Source organism: Arthrobacter sp. YC-RL1 (genome assembly GCF_001454985.1).
GTDB lineage: Bacteria > Actinomycetota > Actinomycetes > Actinomycetales > Micrococcaceae > Glutamicibacter > Glutamicibacter soli.
This window is the reverse complement of the sequence record NZ_CP013297.1, coordinates 899,360-915,492: the sequence shown is the minus strand read 5'-3', so window position 1 is coordinate 915,492 and position 16,133 is coordinate 899,360. Positions and strand designations below refer to the sequence as shown.

Sequence of the window (16,133 nt, the reverse complement as noted above, 5' to 3'; positions counted from 1 at the left end):
CGGGCAATAATTGAGCGTTGCGCTTTTTTGCCGTTGGATCCTCAGTGAAAGTCCGTGAATGCTGACCCTTATCGAACTCGTTGGTATTTTCTTTTTTGCCGTCTCAGGATCGCTGATGGCGGCGCGGCGAGGATTCGACATGCTCGGATCGGCGTTCCTCGGCGGCGTCACCGGCCTGGGCGGTGGCGTGGTCCGCGACCTGATCCTGAACCAGTCCCCCGCCACCTTCGCGCATCCGGTGTATTTCCTGCCGCCGGTGCTGGCAGCGCTGTGCGTGTACGCCTTCACTCCTGCGGTACAGAAGCTGCACCGGCTGGTGCAGATCTTCGACGCGGCGGGATTGGGGCTGTTCTGCATGACCGGCACCATGAAGGCGCTGGAGAACGACGTGAACCCGGTGACCGCGGTGCTGCTCGGGGTGATCACTGGCGTGGGCGGCGGCATGCTACGCGATGTCATCTCGAACGTCACCCCGGATTTGTTCAACCCCCGCGACGTCTACGCCCTCCCGGCCATCCTCGGCGCCACCGCCACCGCGTTCGTCTGGCACTTCGATGTGCTGAATATCGCCGTTGGCACTGGCATCGCCGGATTGACCTTCGTCTTGCGGCTGGCCTCGATCCGGTTCGGCTGGAGCGTCCCGCTGGCGGCCGGCCATTGGCACCGGCAGCCGAACATCCCGAACCACGGCGACGGGCCACGCCGGAACTTCTAGGCCACGGGCGCCCGGGAACCTACCCGATGCGTTCGAGCCGGCCGGCTTTCTCGGAGCCTTCCACGCTGTCCTCGATGGTGCGCGACGGGTTGATGATGATCGCGCCGATGAGCATCACCAGCACACAGGCCCCGAGCATCGCGAAGGCAGGGCCCCACGAGCCGGTGGACTTCTGCACCACGCCGAACAGCAGCGGAACGATGCCCGCGCCGGCGTAACCCAGGCCCTGGGCGAATCCCGAAAGCACGCCGGATCCGTACGTGGTGCGCGAGCGCAGATTCATCATGAGCAGGGCGATGGCAAAGGTTCCCTGGCCCAGACCGGCCAGGCAGACCCACAGCACGGTGCCTTCGGTGGGAGACAGGTAGATGCCAAGGTGCCCCGAAACCCAGCAGGCGGTGAAGATCAGCACAGCGATGATCGGATTCTTCAGGCGCGGAACCCACAGCGGCACCAGGAGGGAGACCGGCAGGCCGAGGATCGCGAACAGGGCCAGCATGTTGCCGGCGGACAGCTCGCTCAGCCCGCGGTCCTGCAGGTACGGCGGCAGCCAGGTGAAGTACACGTAGGTCTGCGCGGAATTGCCGGCCAGGAAGATGGCCAAGCCCCAGGCGACCTTGGACTTCCACGGATTGATCTTCGCGATTGGCTGCGCCGCGCCGACCGCCTGCACCGGCTGGTCCGGGCGGTCCACATTGCGGTCGGCCACCAGCTGGATGATCCACGGCACCAGGACGATCATCGACAGCAGCGCCCAGGAACCGATGGAGATCTTCCAGTCGCTGGCGTTGGCCAACGGCACCGAGAACTGCGGGGCCATCCAAGTGCCTACCGCAAGCATCGTGACGTAGCCGCTGGTCACCAGTCCGATGCGGTCGGGGAAGTATTTCTTGACCAGCGGCGGGAGCACCACGTTGCCCATGCCGTATCCGGCCAGCGCGATGATCGAAAGCGCCAGGAAGGAATAGACCTCCGGCATGAAGACGCGAGCCACCTGCCCGACCACGGCCAGCGCGATGGCGGTGATGAGGGTCTTCTCAAGCCCGAAGGAACGGATCAGGCGCGGCGTCAGCAGACCGAAGCAAGCGAAGACGATGGGCGCCAGGGTGGCGAGCAGGCCGATGGTGAACTCGGTGAATTCGATGTCGACCTGGATCCGGGCCAGCAGCGGCGGCACGGAAACGACCGCTGCGCGCAGGGACAGGGCCATCAGCAGAATGCCCAGCAGTGCCCCGATTCTTCCCTTGAGTGAGGTTTTCGGGCTGGCATTCGACATCGATTGGTTCTCCGCTGACTACTGGTTGTTAGTTCCCAACTTTTTCAGTTGCGGAACCAACTCTAGTAAGTGAGACAGGTTACCTTCAAAATGGCGGGCGTACCAGGTGCCCGGAGTACCGGAGAAAGCATAAAGCCCCTCGCTGACCAGCATCACCAGATGGGCGATATCCTTGTCGCCGATTTCCTCCATGAGCGCGGCCAGCCAGCGCTCGTTGATGCTTTCCATCTGCGCGGTGGCCGCTTCAACCCCCGAATGCGCAAGCCTATGCAGGGCCACCAGCAGGCGGTCCAGTTCGGTGTTCACCTCGGCGCTGGTCCGGATGAAGTAGGCGGCGGGCCCCTCTTCGGCCTGGGCCATGTCCTTCAGGTCGATCAGGATCAGTTCTTCACTTAACTTAATAACCGCATCGGCCAGGGCTTCCTTCGAGGCGAAGTGGTACAGCAGCCCGCCCTTGGACACCCCGGCCAGCGCGGCGGTCGCTTCCAGGGTTGCTGCACGCTCGCCTTCCTCGCAGAGCAATGAGATGTATGCGTCCAGAACCTTGACGCGCGCTGCCGCCGGCCTTGCCATGGGACTCCATTCGATTAGTTGAAGTGATGGATACAACCATACCCAAGAATTGTAACTATACCGTCCAGACGGTATAGTTACGAATTGTTCAGGCATTCAGCCCCGTTAACGATCATCAGGATGATACCCATGAGCCCACTGCTCTCCGACCACACCTCAACGCTGTCCAAGCCGCGACGTTGGGCGGCGCTGGTAGCGCTCCTCTTCCCGGTGCTGCTGATTTCGGTGGACAACACCGTGCTCACCTTCGCGGTTCCGGCGATTTCCGAAGCCCTCTCCCCCAGCGGCGCGCAGCTGCTGTGGATCATCGACATCTACCCGCTGATCCTCGCCGGCCTGCTGGTGCCGTTCGGCTCGCTGGGCGACCGCATCGGACGCCGCCGGCTGCTGCTGATCGGCGCCTCGGGTTTCGCCATTGTCTCCGCGCTGGCCTCGTTCGCCACCGACGCGAGCCAGCTGATCGCCGCCCGCGCCCTGCTGGGCATCTTCGGCGCGATGCTGATGCCTGCCACGCTGTCGCTGATCCGCAATATCTTCACCGAGGACACCGAACGCCGCACCGCGATCGCTGTCTGGGCCTCTGCCTTCTCCGGCGGCTCGGTGCTCGGCCCGATCGTCGGCGGCCTGCTGCTGGAACACTTCTGGTGGGGCTCGGTCTTCCTGATCGCCGTCCCGATGCTGCTGCCGCTGCTGATCGGCGGGCTGATCCTGGTTCCGGAGTCCAAGGGCCCGAACCCGGGACGCGTGGATCCGGTCTCGATCCTGCTGATCGTGATGACCCTGCTGCCATTCACCTACGCCATCAAGTCCTTCTCGAGCAGCCCGTGGTACATCCCGCTGGGCGCCCTGGCACTGGCGGTGGTGTGCGGCGTGACCTTCGTGCGGCGCCAGCTGGGCTCCGACAAGCCGATGATCGACGTCCGCCTGTTCAACAACGGCCGCTTCTCCGGCTCGCTGATCGTGAACCTCATCGGCGTGTTCTCGCTGGTCGGCTTCATCTACTTCGTCTCCCAGCACCTGCAGCTGATCGCCGGCTACAGCCCGATCGAGGCCGGACTGTTGATGACTCCGGGCCTGATCCTGACCATGGGCTTCGGCCTGCTCTCCGTCCCGCTGTCCAAGCGCTTCGGTTCGCCGAACATCATGATCCTGGGCCTGCTGTTCTCGGCCACGGCCTACACCATGGTGATCGTGGCGGGCAGCAACCCGAACGTCGTGCTGCTCATGGCTGCCTTCTGCGTGCTGGGCATCGGCATCGGCATGACCGAAACGCTGTCCAACGACATGGCGCTGGCCGCGGTGCCGGCTTCCAAGGCCGGGGCTGCCTCGGCCATTTCCGAGACCGCGTACGAGGTCGGCGCCGTGCTGGGCACCGCCGTGCTGGGCACCATCCTGAACACTGTCTACAGCTCGAACCTCAAGGTGCCGGGCAGCATCTCCCCCGATGCGGCGGCCCAGGCGGGCGAAACCCTCAGCGGCGCGCACCACGTGGCTGCGGGTCTGGACCCGGCCTCGGCGCAGGCCCTGATCGAATCCGCCGCGCAGGCTTTCGACCACGGCGTGCTGTTCACCTCGGGCATCGCCGCGGTGCTTTCGCTGATCGCTGCGGTCATGGTCGTGAAAATCATCAAACCAGCCGTGAAGTGAAGCTTTCGCGACGATATCTCAAATTTTCGATAAATTGCTGCAAAGTTATTCAAAAGTCGACTTTGACCACGTAGGCTAGGCAGTGTAGTTCCAAAGTAATTCGCGAAGTACCCTTTAGAAGTTTGTGAATGTCGGACCATCCCTGGTTGGCGCGAACCCCTTCTAGACGTGAAGTGAATGACTTGGCTGCTTCGCAAGTTCACCTCGCGCAACCAGCGTGGAACTTGCGTGGATACAACCAAGCTCGCCGCACAAACCATGGCGAGAAACGTCTGAAAGGACCAAATAAGAATATGGCAACCGGAATCGTCAAGTGGTTCAACGCTGAAAAGGGCTTCGGCTTCATCGCTCCAGACAGCGGCGATCCAGACGTCTTCGCACACTTCACCGCAATCCAGACCCAGGGCTTCCGCACCCTGGACGAGGGCCAGAAGGTTGAGTTCGAAGTAGTTGAGGGTCCAAAGGGTCTGCAGGCTGCAGACATCCGTGCTCTCTAAAGAAGGTCTTTGGCACTAACGCCTGACTTCACCCGATGGGTGGCTATCCGCAATGGATAGCCACCCATCGGTTTTTCCGTGCCCGCCACGGAATAGACGCAGCCGGCCCATGGTTATGCACAAGGTGAAGCTATCGATTTTGGACCTCGCCCCGGTGTCTCCCGGCGGCTCAATTGCAGACTCATTCAAATCATCCGTCAGGCTTGCGCAAACTGCTGAACGCCACGGCTACGAACGCATCTGGTACGCCGAACACCACAACATGCCGAATATCGCCTCCAGCGCGACTTCCGTGCTGATTGGCCACATCGCCCACCACACCGAGCGCATCCGTTTGGGTTCCGGCGGCGTCATGCTCCCGAACCACTCGCCGTTGGTGATCGCGGAGCAGTTCGGCACCCTGGCCACGATTTTCGGCGACCGCATCGACCTGGGCCTGGGCCGCGCCCCGGGCACCGACATGACGACCCTGCGCGCGTTGCGCCGCGATCCGTCGGCAGCGGACTCCTTCCCGCACGACGTGCTGGAACTGCAGGCGTACCTCGCCGGCAAATCCCGCATCCCCACGGTGCAGGCCATCCCCGGCGCCGGAACGAACGTCCCGCTGTACATCCTGGGTTCCTCCTTGTTCGGGGCGAAGCTGGCAGCCCAGCTGGGCCTGCCGTATTCCTTCGCATCGCACTTCGCCCCCGCGGCCCTGCACCAGGCGGTGAAGCTGTACCGCGAGGAATTCACCCCCTCCGAGCAGCTCTCCGAGCCATACGTCATCGCAGGCGTCGGCGTGCTGGCGGCGCAGACCAGCGAACGGGCCCATGAACTGTTCAATGTCGCACGCCGCCACCGCGTGGCCAGCTTCCTGGGCCGCGGAGCGGACAAGGAGTTCACCGAGGCTGAAATCGACATGCTCATGGACACGCCGCAGGCCCAGCAGATCCTGGACATGATGCGGTATTCGGCGGTCGGCACCGGCGAGCAGGTTACCGAGTACCTCGCGCATTTCGCGCAGACCGCCCAAGCCGATGAATTGATCACCGTGCACTACCCGACCGACGAGCAGGCCCGCCTGGAATCGGTCATGATCACCGCCGACGCCGCCGAACTGGTCAGCGCGCGCTGATCGTCACCCAGCGCCTGACCGCCATGACCAGCAGCACCGCCAGCGTCACGGTCAGCACCCCTTCGGCTCCGATATAGGCGCAGTGCCACAGCGATCCGCCCCCGAAGTTCCCGGACAGCACCGCATCGGTGCGGCGGGACGAGCCGGGGCGGATCGCTGCCTTCTTCAGCAGCAGCACGAGGCCGGCAATCCCCACGCCCCCTTTCCAGGCCGTGTCGGTGCCGCGGCTGGGCGTGCCGAGCAGCAGGGCGATGAACAGCAGGATTCCAACGATGTTCACTCGCAAAGAAGACCAGGCGCCCGATGCCCGACCCCAGCGGAATGGTGATCCCCGGGGCGGTGAATTTCAGCGGTGCCTCGATGAAGGAAATACCGGTCACCAAGCCCAGCCGCAGCGCGGGAGCAAGGACCTGGCTGCTGCGGCCCACAGGGCGGCGCGGTCGGTGCACGTAGGGCCGAAGCGCTCATGCCCCCCCTACACTACGCGCGAGGGGCCGCCAGTCCTGCGCAGGGACAGCGCCGACCATACCAGCATCAGCAAGGCAGCCGCCGCACCGGCAATGCAGAACACCATGATGCTCGGCAGCTGCCCGAAGCGCCCCGCGGCCCAACCCAGCACGATCACCGGCAGCGCGCTGCCCAGATAGGTGACCAGGTAGATGCTGGAGACGGTCTGCGCATGGGACGCAGGGCTGACAGCATCCACGCACAGGCCGAATGCCGTGCGGAAGGCGATGCCCTGGCCCAAGCCGAGGACCACCATGGCCAGCACCCCGAGCCAGAGCCAGCCCAGGGTGGCGCCAACGAGCAAGGCAAGGGTCCCGGCGGCCATCAGCCCCAAGCCCAGCGGCAGCAGGATCTTTCCGCCGCGCACCACGATCTGCGACAGCGCGGCGATACCCAGCGGCAGCCCGGCAACCAGCCCGACGGCCCACAGGGACTGCAGCTCGAAGGCGCCGGCCAGGTAGCCCGGTGCCAAGGACAGCACGAAACCGAAGATCGCGAAGCTGAGGAAACCGACAAGCGAAGCCATCCAGAACTCGGTGCGGGCGTTGGACGGAATGCCCACGCGGCGCGGAGCCAGCGCGCGGCTTCTTTCACCGCGGTTCGCCATGGCAATGGCCGGGCGCGCTTGCAGTGTGCCCAGTGGAACCAGGACGACCAGCAGCAGGACGGCCTGAATCAGGAACACCGTGGAGCGGCCTCCCGGAAGGCCCGCCAGCGCGCCGCCGATCAGTGGTCCGAATGCCACGCCTCCCGACGAAGCCAGGAGGGTGAAACGCGAAGCCCATTCGGGTTTGCTCGGCAGCAGTTCGCGCAGCGCCGCGGCGCTGGCCCCGGTGGCCAGGGCGACTCCAGCGCCCTGCAGCCCTCGTCCGAGGCACAGCTGCCACAGGTTCCCGGCCGCTCCGAACGCCAGCGTACCGAGCAGCGAGACCCCGACGGCCAGCACCAGGGCGGCGCGGCGGCCCACATGGTCCGACCAATGCCCGACCACCAGCAGGAAGAACATCAGGGAGCAGACATAGGAGGCGAAGGCGATCGTGGTGCCCATGGCGCCCAGGTGCAGGTCGGCCTGCAGCTGGGGATACAGCGGCGTTGCCAGGTTCGCGCCGACCAGCAGCGTGAAGCTGACCAGGATGGTAATGGCCAAGCGGGTGGCGGTGCCGGGGTTCCATGACATCATGCGCGGCGTGCCGTGCTGCATACGCAGCTCACTGATGACGGACATTGGCGCTCCCGCGGAAATAGCTGTCGGCAGGGGAAAAATTTTTACCGGTGGGGCCACTCGCTGCCCCACCGGTTGTTTGAGCGTTCTGCTTGCGTTTGTCTACTACAACAGATCGTTCTCTCACAAATATCCGCCCTCTGATCTCACCAAGGATTGTTTATTGATAGAATTTGAGCAATATGGTCAAATTTAGGGCCTATGGCGGTATCGGGAGTGAGCAAATGGTGCGGTTGGACGACGTTGACCTGAAGATTCTTCTGGCCCTGATCCGGGATCCACGCATCCAGGTTTCAGAGCTTGCCGACGAAGCCGGGGTCGCCCGCAACACCGCGCAGTCCCGCCTGCGCCGGCTGCAGCGCTCCGAGGTGCTGCGCGAAGGCGGGCGCGACATCGACCTGGGTGTGCTGGGCTACGACGTGCTGGCCTTCGTCACCCTGGAGGTGAACCACCGGGAGCTGGACGCGGTCATCACCGCGCTGCGCCAGATCCCGAACGTGCTGGAAATCCACGAGACCTCCGGGCGCGGAGACGTCTGGGTCCGCCTCATCGCCACCGACACCCACCAGCTGCAGTCGGTGCTGCGCCAAATCCTGCGCATCAAGGGCGTGACCCGCTCGGAAACGACCTTCGCGCTGCACTCCCACCTGGCCTATCGCACCGCTCCGCTGCTGGAGCACTACGCCGAGCACGACCACTGATCGCAACCACCCGCGACACGCAATTACAAGTCTTTTGTTCAGGTCATAAGGGTTCTAGGCTGGAGCCAAGAGAAGTCACGAGGTATGTGCCCGACTTCCGGCAGATCCTCGTCCAATCGAAGGAGCACGCCATGAGCCGGGACTTTGAACCCACCGACTTCGCCCCCGAATACGGCAACGACATCTACGAGCCGGACGACGGCCGCGACTCGCAGGCCTACGAGGGATCCAGCGACATGCCCGAAACCATGCGCAACATCGACCCGTTGGCCCAGCGCCACTACCTCTATGACGATGACCTGGAAACCGAAGACGAGCTGGACAACGAGTTCAGCGAGGACGGCCAGGACGACGACGAGGATTCGGAGGACGGCGAGCGCGAAGATGAGGACTAGCTCACTGACTAAGCGAAGGTTGGGCTGAAGGTCTTAGACTTTAGAAGTGATTAATCCAGTTCACTTGCGTACCCTGCTCGAGGTGGTTGCACACCGTTCATTCGCGACCGCCGCGACCCGCTTGGGCTATACCGCCAGCGCCGTCTCCCAGCAGATGACCGCCCTGGAACGCAGCACGGGCACCACCCTGTTCGTCCGCGGCGCCCGTTCCATCACCCCGACCGCCGGAGCGCTGCGCATGGTGCGCCACGCGAAACGTGTCCTCACGGATCTCGACGCCCTCATGGCGGACGTCGCGACCATCTCCACCGATTCGGCGGAGAACGAGGAAATCAAGCTCGGCATCTTCCCGTCGCTGGCGACCTTCGCGCTGCCGCAGATCCTCACCGCCGAGGACTGGCCCTCGCTGGGCATCAACCTGCGCCTGTGGATCGGCGAACCACAGCAGACCGTGGCCGGGCTGGGCAGCGGCGGCGACCTGGACCTGGCGCTCATCTTCCAGGTGGGCCCCGGCGGCCTGTCCTGGCCAGCCTCGCTGGAACGCACCTGGCTGGGCGACGACCAGTTCCGCGTGGTCATCCCTTCCTCCTGGCCGATCGCCGAGGACTCCCAGCTGACCGTGGACCAGCTGGCCGAATGGCCCTGGATCTTCCACCACCCCGGCACCTCGGACGCGACGCTGATCTCGCGGCTGTTCGCCTCCTACAACATTCATCCGCAGGTCTCGGCCTACTGCGACGACTTCAACGCCTCGCTGAGCCTGGTCGCCTCCGGGCTGGGCGCGGCGCTGGTGCCCGACCTGGCCATGGCCAACGCCCCTGAAGGCATCCGCATCGTCGACGCCCCGGAAATCCGGCTGGCCCGCTCCATCTTCGCGCTGAAACCGGAGAATTCGAAGAAGCCGAAGGCTGACCTGGTTTTGGACCGCCTCGCCCAGGTGCTGGCCCACTAGGCTTAAGCCAACAACACTCGTTCAAGAACTCAGCAGGGCAGGTACTTCGTGGCGCACGACAGCAATTCTCCGGCAGAACCATTGGTCATTTCGACGGTCTACGGCGCATTGGGCCATCTGGAACTGAACCGCCCCGCGAAGCTGAACGCCCTGAACCTCCAGATGCTGCTGGAGCTGCACCGCGTGCTCAAGGCCTGGGCCCAGGACCCGAAGATCTCCACGGTGCTGCTCACCGGGCGCGGATCGCGCGGATTCTGCGCCGGCGGGGACATCGCCGACTTCCACGCCGCGGTGACCACCGGACGCCACGAGGACTTCCTCAACCTGCTGTCCAACGAGTTCGACACCGACCAGCTCATCGCCTCCTACCCCAAGCCGCTGGTCACCTTGGCGCACGGCATCACCATGGGCGGCGGCATCGGCCTGGCCAGCCATGCGCCGGTGCGCCTGGTGACCGCCGGGGCCCGCATGGGCATGCCGGAGGCCAAGATCGGCTACACCCCGGATGTCGGCGGCAGCCACCTGCTGGCCAACATGCCCGGCCACTTCGGCGAATACTTCGCCATGACCGCGGACTCCTTCACCGGCGCGGACGCCGTCTACCTGGGCTTCGCCGACGTCGTGGTCTCGGAGGAGTTCGCCGCAAACATCCTTGACCACCTCGACGAATACATGGGCCTGAACGCCGGGGACCTGGCCGCGGCGATCGAGGTGATGCACGGCGCGGCGGAATCCCACCGGCTTGAACTGGACCAGAGCTGGGTGGACCACGCCTTCAGCGCCGCCAGCCCGGAGGACGTCGTGCAGCGTCTGGAGCAGATGGTGCACCCGCATGCCAAGCAGGCGGCCGCCCTGATCGCCCAGAACTCCCCCACCTCCGTCGCCTCGGCGTTCCATGCGGTGCGCGCCGCCCGCGCCGAGGACAACCTGCGTTCGGCGCTGGACCGCGAGCTGCGGCTGGCCGCGCACCTGATGCACCGGCCCGACCTGGCCGAGGGAATCCGCGCCCAGGTCATCGACAAGGACCGCAACCCCTCGTGGACCCCGGGCACCCTGGAAGCCGTCGACCAGGACGCGCTGCTGGAGCTGATGGACCCGGCCGACGCCTAGGGCTGCTGCGGCTCGTGCTGCTGGTCCATGATCTGGTTCCCGGGCTGCCCTTCGGGACGCGTGACGTCCTGGTGCACCGGATGCACTTTCGTGGAGTTGCGCGGCTCCACGCGCGGTGCGCTGACCGCGTCGGCCGGTTCCTCTTCCCGCCGGGGCGGTTCGATGCCCACCCCGCGCGGCACCCCGTAGGGCACCGGTACGAATTCGCCGAAGTGGTCCGGATCCGCTTCCTGCCAGTCCTGGACCCAGGAAGCCGGCGGATTCTCCAGCAGCTCGTTGGGGCGCAGCCAGTGGAACAGCTCCGCATAGGAACGGGTTGATTGCAAGTTCACCCGGCGGCGCAGCATCCGCGTGTTCAGCTGCTCCGGACTGGTCAGTCCCATGGACGCCATCAGCTGGCCGGCTTCCGTGACCGTGAGCCGGTGGTAGTTGTACACGCGGTGTCCCTTGTCCTGGACGTCCAGCGCGCGTTCCAGGCGCTTGTTCTGCGTGGTCACGCCCACCGGGCAATGGTTGGTGTGGCACTGCTGGGCCTGGATGCAGCCGGTGGCCATCATCATGGAGCGGGCGGCGAAGGTGAAGTCGGCGCCCTGGATCAGCCGCTTGACGATATCCGAGCCGCTGGCCACCTTGCCGGCGGCCGCAAGCCGGATCTCCTCGCGCAACCCGGTGCCCACCAGGATCGTGTGCACCAGCATCAGCGCCTCCGTCAGCGGGGTGCCTACATGGTCCTCGTACTCGATCGGCGCCGCACCGGTGCCGCCTTCGGCGCCGTCCACGGTGATGAAGTCGACCAGGGTCCCGGTCTCCAGCATCGCCTTGCAGATCGCCATCACGTCGGTGCGCGAGCCCACGCAGAACTTGATGCCCACCGGCTTGCCGCCGCTGAGCTCGCGCAGCAGGGCCACGAACTCCAGCAGCTCGCGCGGGGTGGAGAATTCAGGGTGGCTCGCCGGGGAGATACAGTCCTGCCCCATGGGGACGCCGCGCGCCTCGGCGATCTCTTCGTTGATCTTCGCCGCCGGCAGCACGCCGCCCAAACCGGGCTTGGCGCCCTGGGAGATCTTGATGGTGATGCCCTTGACTTCCTCGCGGCTGGCCTTGGCGCGGAAGGTTTCCGGCGCGAAGCGCCCCTCCTCGGTGCGGCAGCCGAAGTACCCGGAGCCGATCTCCCAGAAAAGGTCTGCGCCGTACTCCAGATGGTATTTGGTCAGCCCGCCTTCGCCGGTCTCCTGCACGAATCCGCCCATGGAAGCGCCCTTGTTCATCGCCATGACAGCGTGGGAGGACAGCGCACCGAAACTCATCGAGGAGATATTCAGCAGCGAGATGTCATAGGGACGGGTGCATTGGCTGGAGCCGATACGGACCCTGTGCTGCTCGGAGGGCGGCGCCACCGGCGCGGTGGAGTGCACCAGGTACTCGTGCCCCACCCGGTTCACGTCAAGCTCGGTGCCGAAGGCCTTGTGGCTGTCCACCCCCTTGGCGCGGGCGTAGACCACCGAACGGGTATCCCGGCTGAATGGCTTCCCATCGGTGTTTCGCTCGATGAAGTACTGCTGGATCTCTGGCCGGATGAACTCGAACAGGTAGCGTGCATGGCCGACGATCGGGAAATTGCGCAGGATCGCGTGGCGTTTCTGCACCAGATCGTGGATGCCCAGGGCCACCAGCAGGCCGGTCAGCCCCACTAGGATCCACCAGACCCACTCCCCGGAGGTTCCCGCGAGGATTGCCGTGATGACGAAGCCCGCCACCAGCACAGCTAAAAACAGGAGGACAACTATGCGCATCATGTGGCGAGCCTAACCCCGCACGGGGTTCCCTGTCAGGTGCGCCGGGGAAATAGTCGCCTTGCGCCAAGCTAGTTCGCAGGTTCGATCCGGTCGGCTTCGCGCACTGCCATGCGGCTGAACAGCGAATCCGGCTGGGCCAGCAGCTGCTCAGGGGTGCCGGATTCGGCAACCTGCCCCTCGCGCAGCACCACGATCCGGTCGGCCCCGTGCAGGATGGAGATCCGGTGGCTGATCATCAGCACCGCCATTCCCGCGGTGCGCCGGGCTTCGACCGCCGCGAGCACCAGCTGCTCGCTGGCGGCGTCCAGCGCGCTGGTCGACTCGTCGAGGATCAGCACCTTCGGGCGGCGGATCAGCGCGCGGGCCAGAGCCAGACGCTGGCGCTGCCCGCCGGAGAGCCGGGTGGCACGGTCCCCCAGCCTGGTGTCCAGGCCCTGCTTCTGGCTTGCCAGCCAGGTTCCCAGGCCCAGCTCTTCGAGCACGGCGACCAGCTCGGCGTCCTCGATGTGCTCCAGGCCCAGCAGCAGGTTCTCGCGCAGCGTGCCGCGCACCATGACCGCCTCCTGGGACACCAGCAGCAGGTGAGAGCGCACCTCGCGCAGCGGCGCGCTCTCCAGCGGGATTCCGCCATAGGAGCATTCACCGGTGCTGGGCACCGCGCGGACCAGCGCGGAAGCCGCGGTGGACTTGCCCGATCCGCTGTCTCCCACCAGCGCCACCAGCTGCCCGGGAGCCAGCTGAAGGTCCAGGCCGGAAAGCACGGTGTCCTTCCCGTAGGCCACGGAAAGGCCCCTGACCGACAGCGTGCCTGATTCAGGCAGCAGCCGCGGCATATCAGGTTCGGCCACCTGCGGCTCTCCCAGCGCCATGGCATGCAGCCGCTTGGCGCTGGCCAGCGAGTCCTGCAGCCCCACTACGAAGCCGTCCACCGCGCGCACCGCCTCATAGGAAGGCACCGCGATCACCGTGAGCACCAGCAGCGCCCCCAATTCGTGGTCCCGGGCCGCGACCACCAGCAGCGCGAGCAGGCTGCCCCAGATGACCGCCTGGGACAGCGCGGCGCGCAGGCCGGTGATGCGTCCGGCGCGCAGGGTGTCCGCCGTGGAGGGCTTGGCCGTTCCGTTGAAGCGGGCGAGCATCCGCGGCCCCGCCTCGTAGCCGTGGACCACGTCGATGCCGTTGAGCAGCTCGGCCAGCTGCTGGTTCTGGAGGCCGCGCACACGCGCCTGCCCAGCGGCGGTCCTGCGCAGCGTCGGGATGCCCAGCGCCGGGATCACCAGGCCTAGCAGCACGTAGCTTGCCAGCAGGACCAGCGCAGCAGCGCTGCCGAAGGACGACCAGGTCCACCAGGTAACGGCGCCGCTGACCACCACGGCTGAGACCGCCGGCGGCAGGGTGTGGGCGAAGAACACCTCGACTCGGTCCACATCGCGGGTGGCGACGGCCAGCAGGCCGCCGGAATTCCGGCTCCGCGCGGCGAAGGGCGCCTGGTGCTCGGCGGCCGCATACAGCGTGTTGCGCAGCCGCGACAGCGACAGGAACGCCACCTTGTGCCCGACGTACTGCTCGCCGTAGCGCAGCGCCCCCTTGGCCAGGCCGAGCGCGAGGATGCCCAGCGCCAGTGCGGTCCAGGACGCGGAGATGCCGAGCACCTGGATCCCGGCGGCCTTGGCCACGCCCAGCGCGGCGACCAGGTAGATGCCCAGCGAGGCGAAGCGGGTCAGGCAGGAAAGCAGGCAGGCCAGGGCCAGCGGCGGCAGCAGGTCGGAGGTGGCCCCGACAAGCCAGCGCAGCGTGGCGGCGGTCCCGGGCTTCGGCGCGGCGGGGGCGGTTGGCTGGGGCCTCATCTACTTGTCCCTTCCGCTGTGGGCGGTGCGCAGCCCGCGGGCGCGCTGCGTGAAATGTTCCATGGCGCGTTTCAGGTAGCCGTCTTGGGCCAGCAGGGCCTGCCGGTCCCCGGATTGGATGATCCGTCCGCCGTCCATCACGATGACCCGGTCGTAGTCGGCCAGCAGGCCCAGCCGGTGGGTGACGGTGACGGTGGTGATGGAGCGATCCAGGCTGCGCAGGGTCGCCAGCACCTCGGCCTCGGTCTGCACGTCCAGCGAGCTGGTGGGCTCGTCGAGCAGCAGCAGCGGGCGGCCGGCCAGCAGCGCCCGGGCCAGCGCCAGGCGCTGGGCCTGGCCGCCGGACAGCCGCGCCCCGGATTCGCCCAGCGGCTCGTCGAGCCTCCTGGTCGCCTGATCGCCCAGCCAGCCGCCGAGCCCTGCCTGCTCCAGCGCGTGGATCATCTGGGCATTGGTGGCCAGCGGGGCGGCCAGCTGCAGGTTCTCGCGCAGCGTCAGGGCGAAGAGCGTCGCGTGCTGCTCCACCACCGCCGCGTTGTGCTTCAGCGTGGCGGGCCCCATGCCGTGGCGGCCGTCGTGGATGATGCCCTCGTCCGGTTCCAGCTGCCCCTGCAGCACTCGCAGCAGCGTGGTCTTGCCGCTGCCCGAAGGGCCGATCACCGCGGTGCGCGAGCCGGCCGGGAACACCGCGTTGACGCCACGCAGCGTGCGGTGCTCGCCGTCGTAGCTCGCGCCGACGTTCTCCAGCACCAGATCCCCGGTGTGCAGGTCGATATCCAGCGGCCGGGCGACTGACTGGTGCACCGGAATCTCTTCGATCTCGGCGATCTTCTTCTCCGCGCTGCGCCCGGTCAGGCCGATGTAGAAGAAGCTGCCCACGTAGTTCACCGGGGCGAGCATCAGGAAGCTGAGGATGACCAGCGCGGCCGCTTCGCCGGTGGTGAAGGCCCCGCTGCCCAAACGCCACCAGGCCAGGATCGAGGCGGTGGACAGCAGCAGGATGGCGAAGCTGGCGTCGATGACCAGCAGCACGATCTGGTTGCGGGCCAGCAGCTTCATGACCTGCCAGCGCACCCGCTCGGAGGCCCTGGCCACCCGGCGCCCCATCCAGCCTCCGGCGCCGTTGAGCTTGAGCATGCCCAGCGAGCGCAGCGCGTCGAGGAAGGTCGCCGTCAGGATGCCCTGCGCCCGGCGGTATTCGCCGGAGGAGGCGCTGAACAGCTTCTGGAATCCGAGCACGATCAGCGGGACCAGGGCGGTGGGCAGCAGCATCAGCCCCGCGGAGAGCGGGTCGATGAACAGCGCGATGAACACCAGCACCAGCACCGGGGTGGACACCGCGGCGATCGCCGGGCCCATGAAGGCGGTGCGGTACTTGACCGAGCGGTCCACCGAGTCCATGGCCGCCTGCACCAGCTCGCCTTCCCCGGCGCGCCGCACGGCCAGCGGGCCGATGGCCAGGTAGTGCTGCAGCAGCCGGGTGCGGTGGTGCTCGGTCAGCTGACGGCCCGCCTGCGCGGCGAGCACCGGAACCAGCCAGGCGCACACCGCGACGGTGAGCAGTTCGCTGACGGCGCCGAGGTACCAGCCGGCATCCGGCATGCCGCCGGCGGCGACGACGTCGATGGCGCGGCCGATGAGGACCGCCAGCCCCGCGGTGCCGGCCGCTCCGAGCAGGCTGAGCGCGACCACCAGTGCCGTGGACGCCGAGAAAAGACCAAAGACCCTATGCACAGCTTCAATCCTAGGCCAGCGCCCGCGGCGGGGCCGGGATGTCA

The 16,133-nt window shown here is 66.4% G+C and carries 15 protein-coding genes; 8 read left to right on the top strand and 7 right to left on the bottom strand.

Annotated elements, in window-relative coordinates:
- Positions 1-58: 58 nt before the first annotated feature.
- The gene (locus tag ATC04_RS04260; protein WP_047119989.1) at positions 59-715 is read left to right on the top strand and encodes a TRIC cation channel family protein; all 657 of its coding nucleotides are present in this window, start codon (positions 59-61) and stop codon (positions 713-715) included.
- 19 nt (positions 716-734) lie between these two features.
- On the opposite strand, the gene ATC04_RS04255 is transcribed toward ATC04_RS04260, so the two are convergent.
- Both ATC04_RS04255 and ATC04_RS04250 read right to left on the bottom strand, forming a co-directional pair.
- On the bottom strand, positions 735-1,991 hold the full coding sequence (locus ATC04_RS04255; RefSeq protein WP_047119990.1) for an MFS transporter: 1,257 nt from the start codon (positions 1,989-1,991) through the stop codon (positions 735-737).
- Positions 1,992-2,009: 18 nt separating this feature from the next.
- On the bottom strand, positions 2,010-2,564 hold the full coding sequence (locus ATC04_RS04250; protein WP_047119991.1) for a TetR/AcrR family transcriptional regulator: 555 nt from the start codon (positions 2,562-2,564) through the stop codon (positions 2,010-2,012).
- Positions 2,565-2,693: 129 nt separating this feature from the next.
- Between ATC04_RS04250 and ATC04_RS04245 the strand changes: the two genes are divergently transcribed.
- The 3 genes from ATC04_RS04245 to ATC04_RS04235 all read left to right on the top strand — a co-directional run bounded on the left by ATC04_RS04245 (position 2,694) and on the right by ATC04_RS04235 (position 5,825).
- Complete coding sequence (locus ATC04_RS04245) at positions 2,694-4,211, top strand: MFS transporter (protein WP_047119992.1); 1,518 nt, start codon at positions 2,694-2,696, stop codon at positions 4,209-4,211.
- A 293-nt stretch (positions 4,212-4,504) separates the two neighbouring features.
- Entirely contained in the window at positions 4,505-4,708 is a 204-nt protein-coding gene (locus ATC04_RS04240) for a cold-shock protein (RefSeq protein ID WP_028268826.1), read from the top strand.
- Between the two features lie 124 nt (positions 4,709-4,832).
- Positions 4,833-5,825: an LLM class flavin-dependent oxidoreductase gene (locus tag ATC04_RS04235; protein WP_231735902.1), complete on the top strand. Its 993-nt coding sequence runs from the start codon at positions 4,833-4,835 to the stop codon at positions 5,823-5,825.
- Here ATC04_RS04235 and ATC04_RS19840 read toward each other — a convergent pair.
- Both ATC04_RS19840 and ATC04_RS04225 read right to left on the bottom strand, forming a co-directional pair.
- On the bottom strand, positions 5,812-6,105 hold the full coding sequence (locus ATC04_RS19840; protein WP_231735901.1) for a hypothetical protein: 294 nt from the start codon (positions 6,103-6,105) through the stop codon (positions 5,812-5,814). The genes ATC04_RS04235 and ATC04_RS19840 overlap by 14 nt on opposite strands.
- 195 nt (positions 6,106-6,300) lie before the next feature.
- Entirely contained in the window at positions 6,301-7,557 is a 1,257-nt protein-coding gene (locus ATC04_RS04225) for an MFS transporter (RefSeq protein WP_047119994.1), read from the bottom strand.
- 221 nt (positions 7,558-7,778) lie between these two features.
- Here ATC04_RS04225 and ATC04_RS04220 point away from each other — a divergent pair, with 221 nt between their 5' ends.
- The 4 genes from ATC04_RS04220 (at position 7,779) to ATC04_RS04205 (ending at position 10,712) form a co-directional block, all read left to right on the top strand.
- Positions 7,779-8,255 (top strand): Lrp/AsnC family transcriptional regulator, encoded by a 477-nt coding sequence (locus tag ATC04_RS04220; RefSeq protein ID WP_047119995.1) that lies wholly within the window; start codon positions 7,779-7,781, stop codon positions 8,253-8,255.
- A gap of 131 nt (positions 8,256-8,386) precedes the next feature.
- On the top strand, positions 8,387-8,650 hold the full coding sequence (locus tag ATC04_RS04215) for a hypothetical protein (RefSeq protein WP_047119996.1): 264 nt from the start codon (positions 8,387-8,389) through the stop codon (positions 8,648-8,650).
- Between the two features lie 46 nt (positions 8,651-8,696).
- Positions 8,697-9,602, top strand: a complete 906-nt coding sequence (locus ATC04_RS04210; RefSeq protein ID WP_047119997.1) for a LysR family transcriptional regulator — start codon at positions 8,697-8,699, stop codon at positions 9,600-9,602.
- Positions 9,603-9,650: 48 nt separating this feature from the next.
- Positions 9,651-10,712, top strand: coding sequence for an enoyl-CoA hydratase/isomerase family protein (locus tag ATC04_RS04205; protein ID WP_047119998.1), 1,062 nt, complete (start codon positions 9,651-9,653; stop codon positions 10,710-10,712).
- Here the strand turns inward: ATC04_RS04205 and ATC04_RS04200 are convergent.
- The 3 genes from ATC04_RS04200 to ATC04_RS04190 all read right to left on the bottom strand — a co-directional run bounded on the left by ATC04_RS04200 (position 10,709) and on the right by ATC04_RS04190 (position 16,089).
- Positions 10,709-12,508, bottom strand: coding sequence for an FMN-binding glutamate synthase family protein (locus ATC04_RS04200; RefSeq protein ID WP_047119999.1), 1,800 nt, complete (start codon positions 12,506-12,508; stop codon positions 10,709-10,711). The genes ATC04_RS04205 and ATC04_RS04200 overlap by 4 nt on opposite strands.
- A gap of 68 nt (positions 12,509-12,576) precedes the next feature.
- A complete protein-coding gene (locus ATC04_RS04195; RefSeq protein ID WP_047120000.1) occupies positions 12,577-14,355 on the bottom strand; it encodes an ABC transporter ATP-binding protein in 1,779 nt (592 codons plus the stop codon).
- Positions 14,356-16,089 (bottom strand): ATP-binding cassette domain-containing protein, encoded by a 1,734-nt coding sequence (locus ATC04_RS04190; protein WP_160309099.1) that lies wholly within the window; start codon positions 16,087-16,089, stop codon positions 14,356-14,358.
- Between the last annotated feature and the right edge of the window lie 44 nt (positions 16,090-16,133).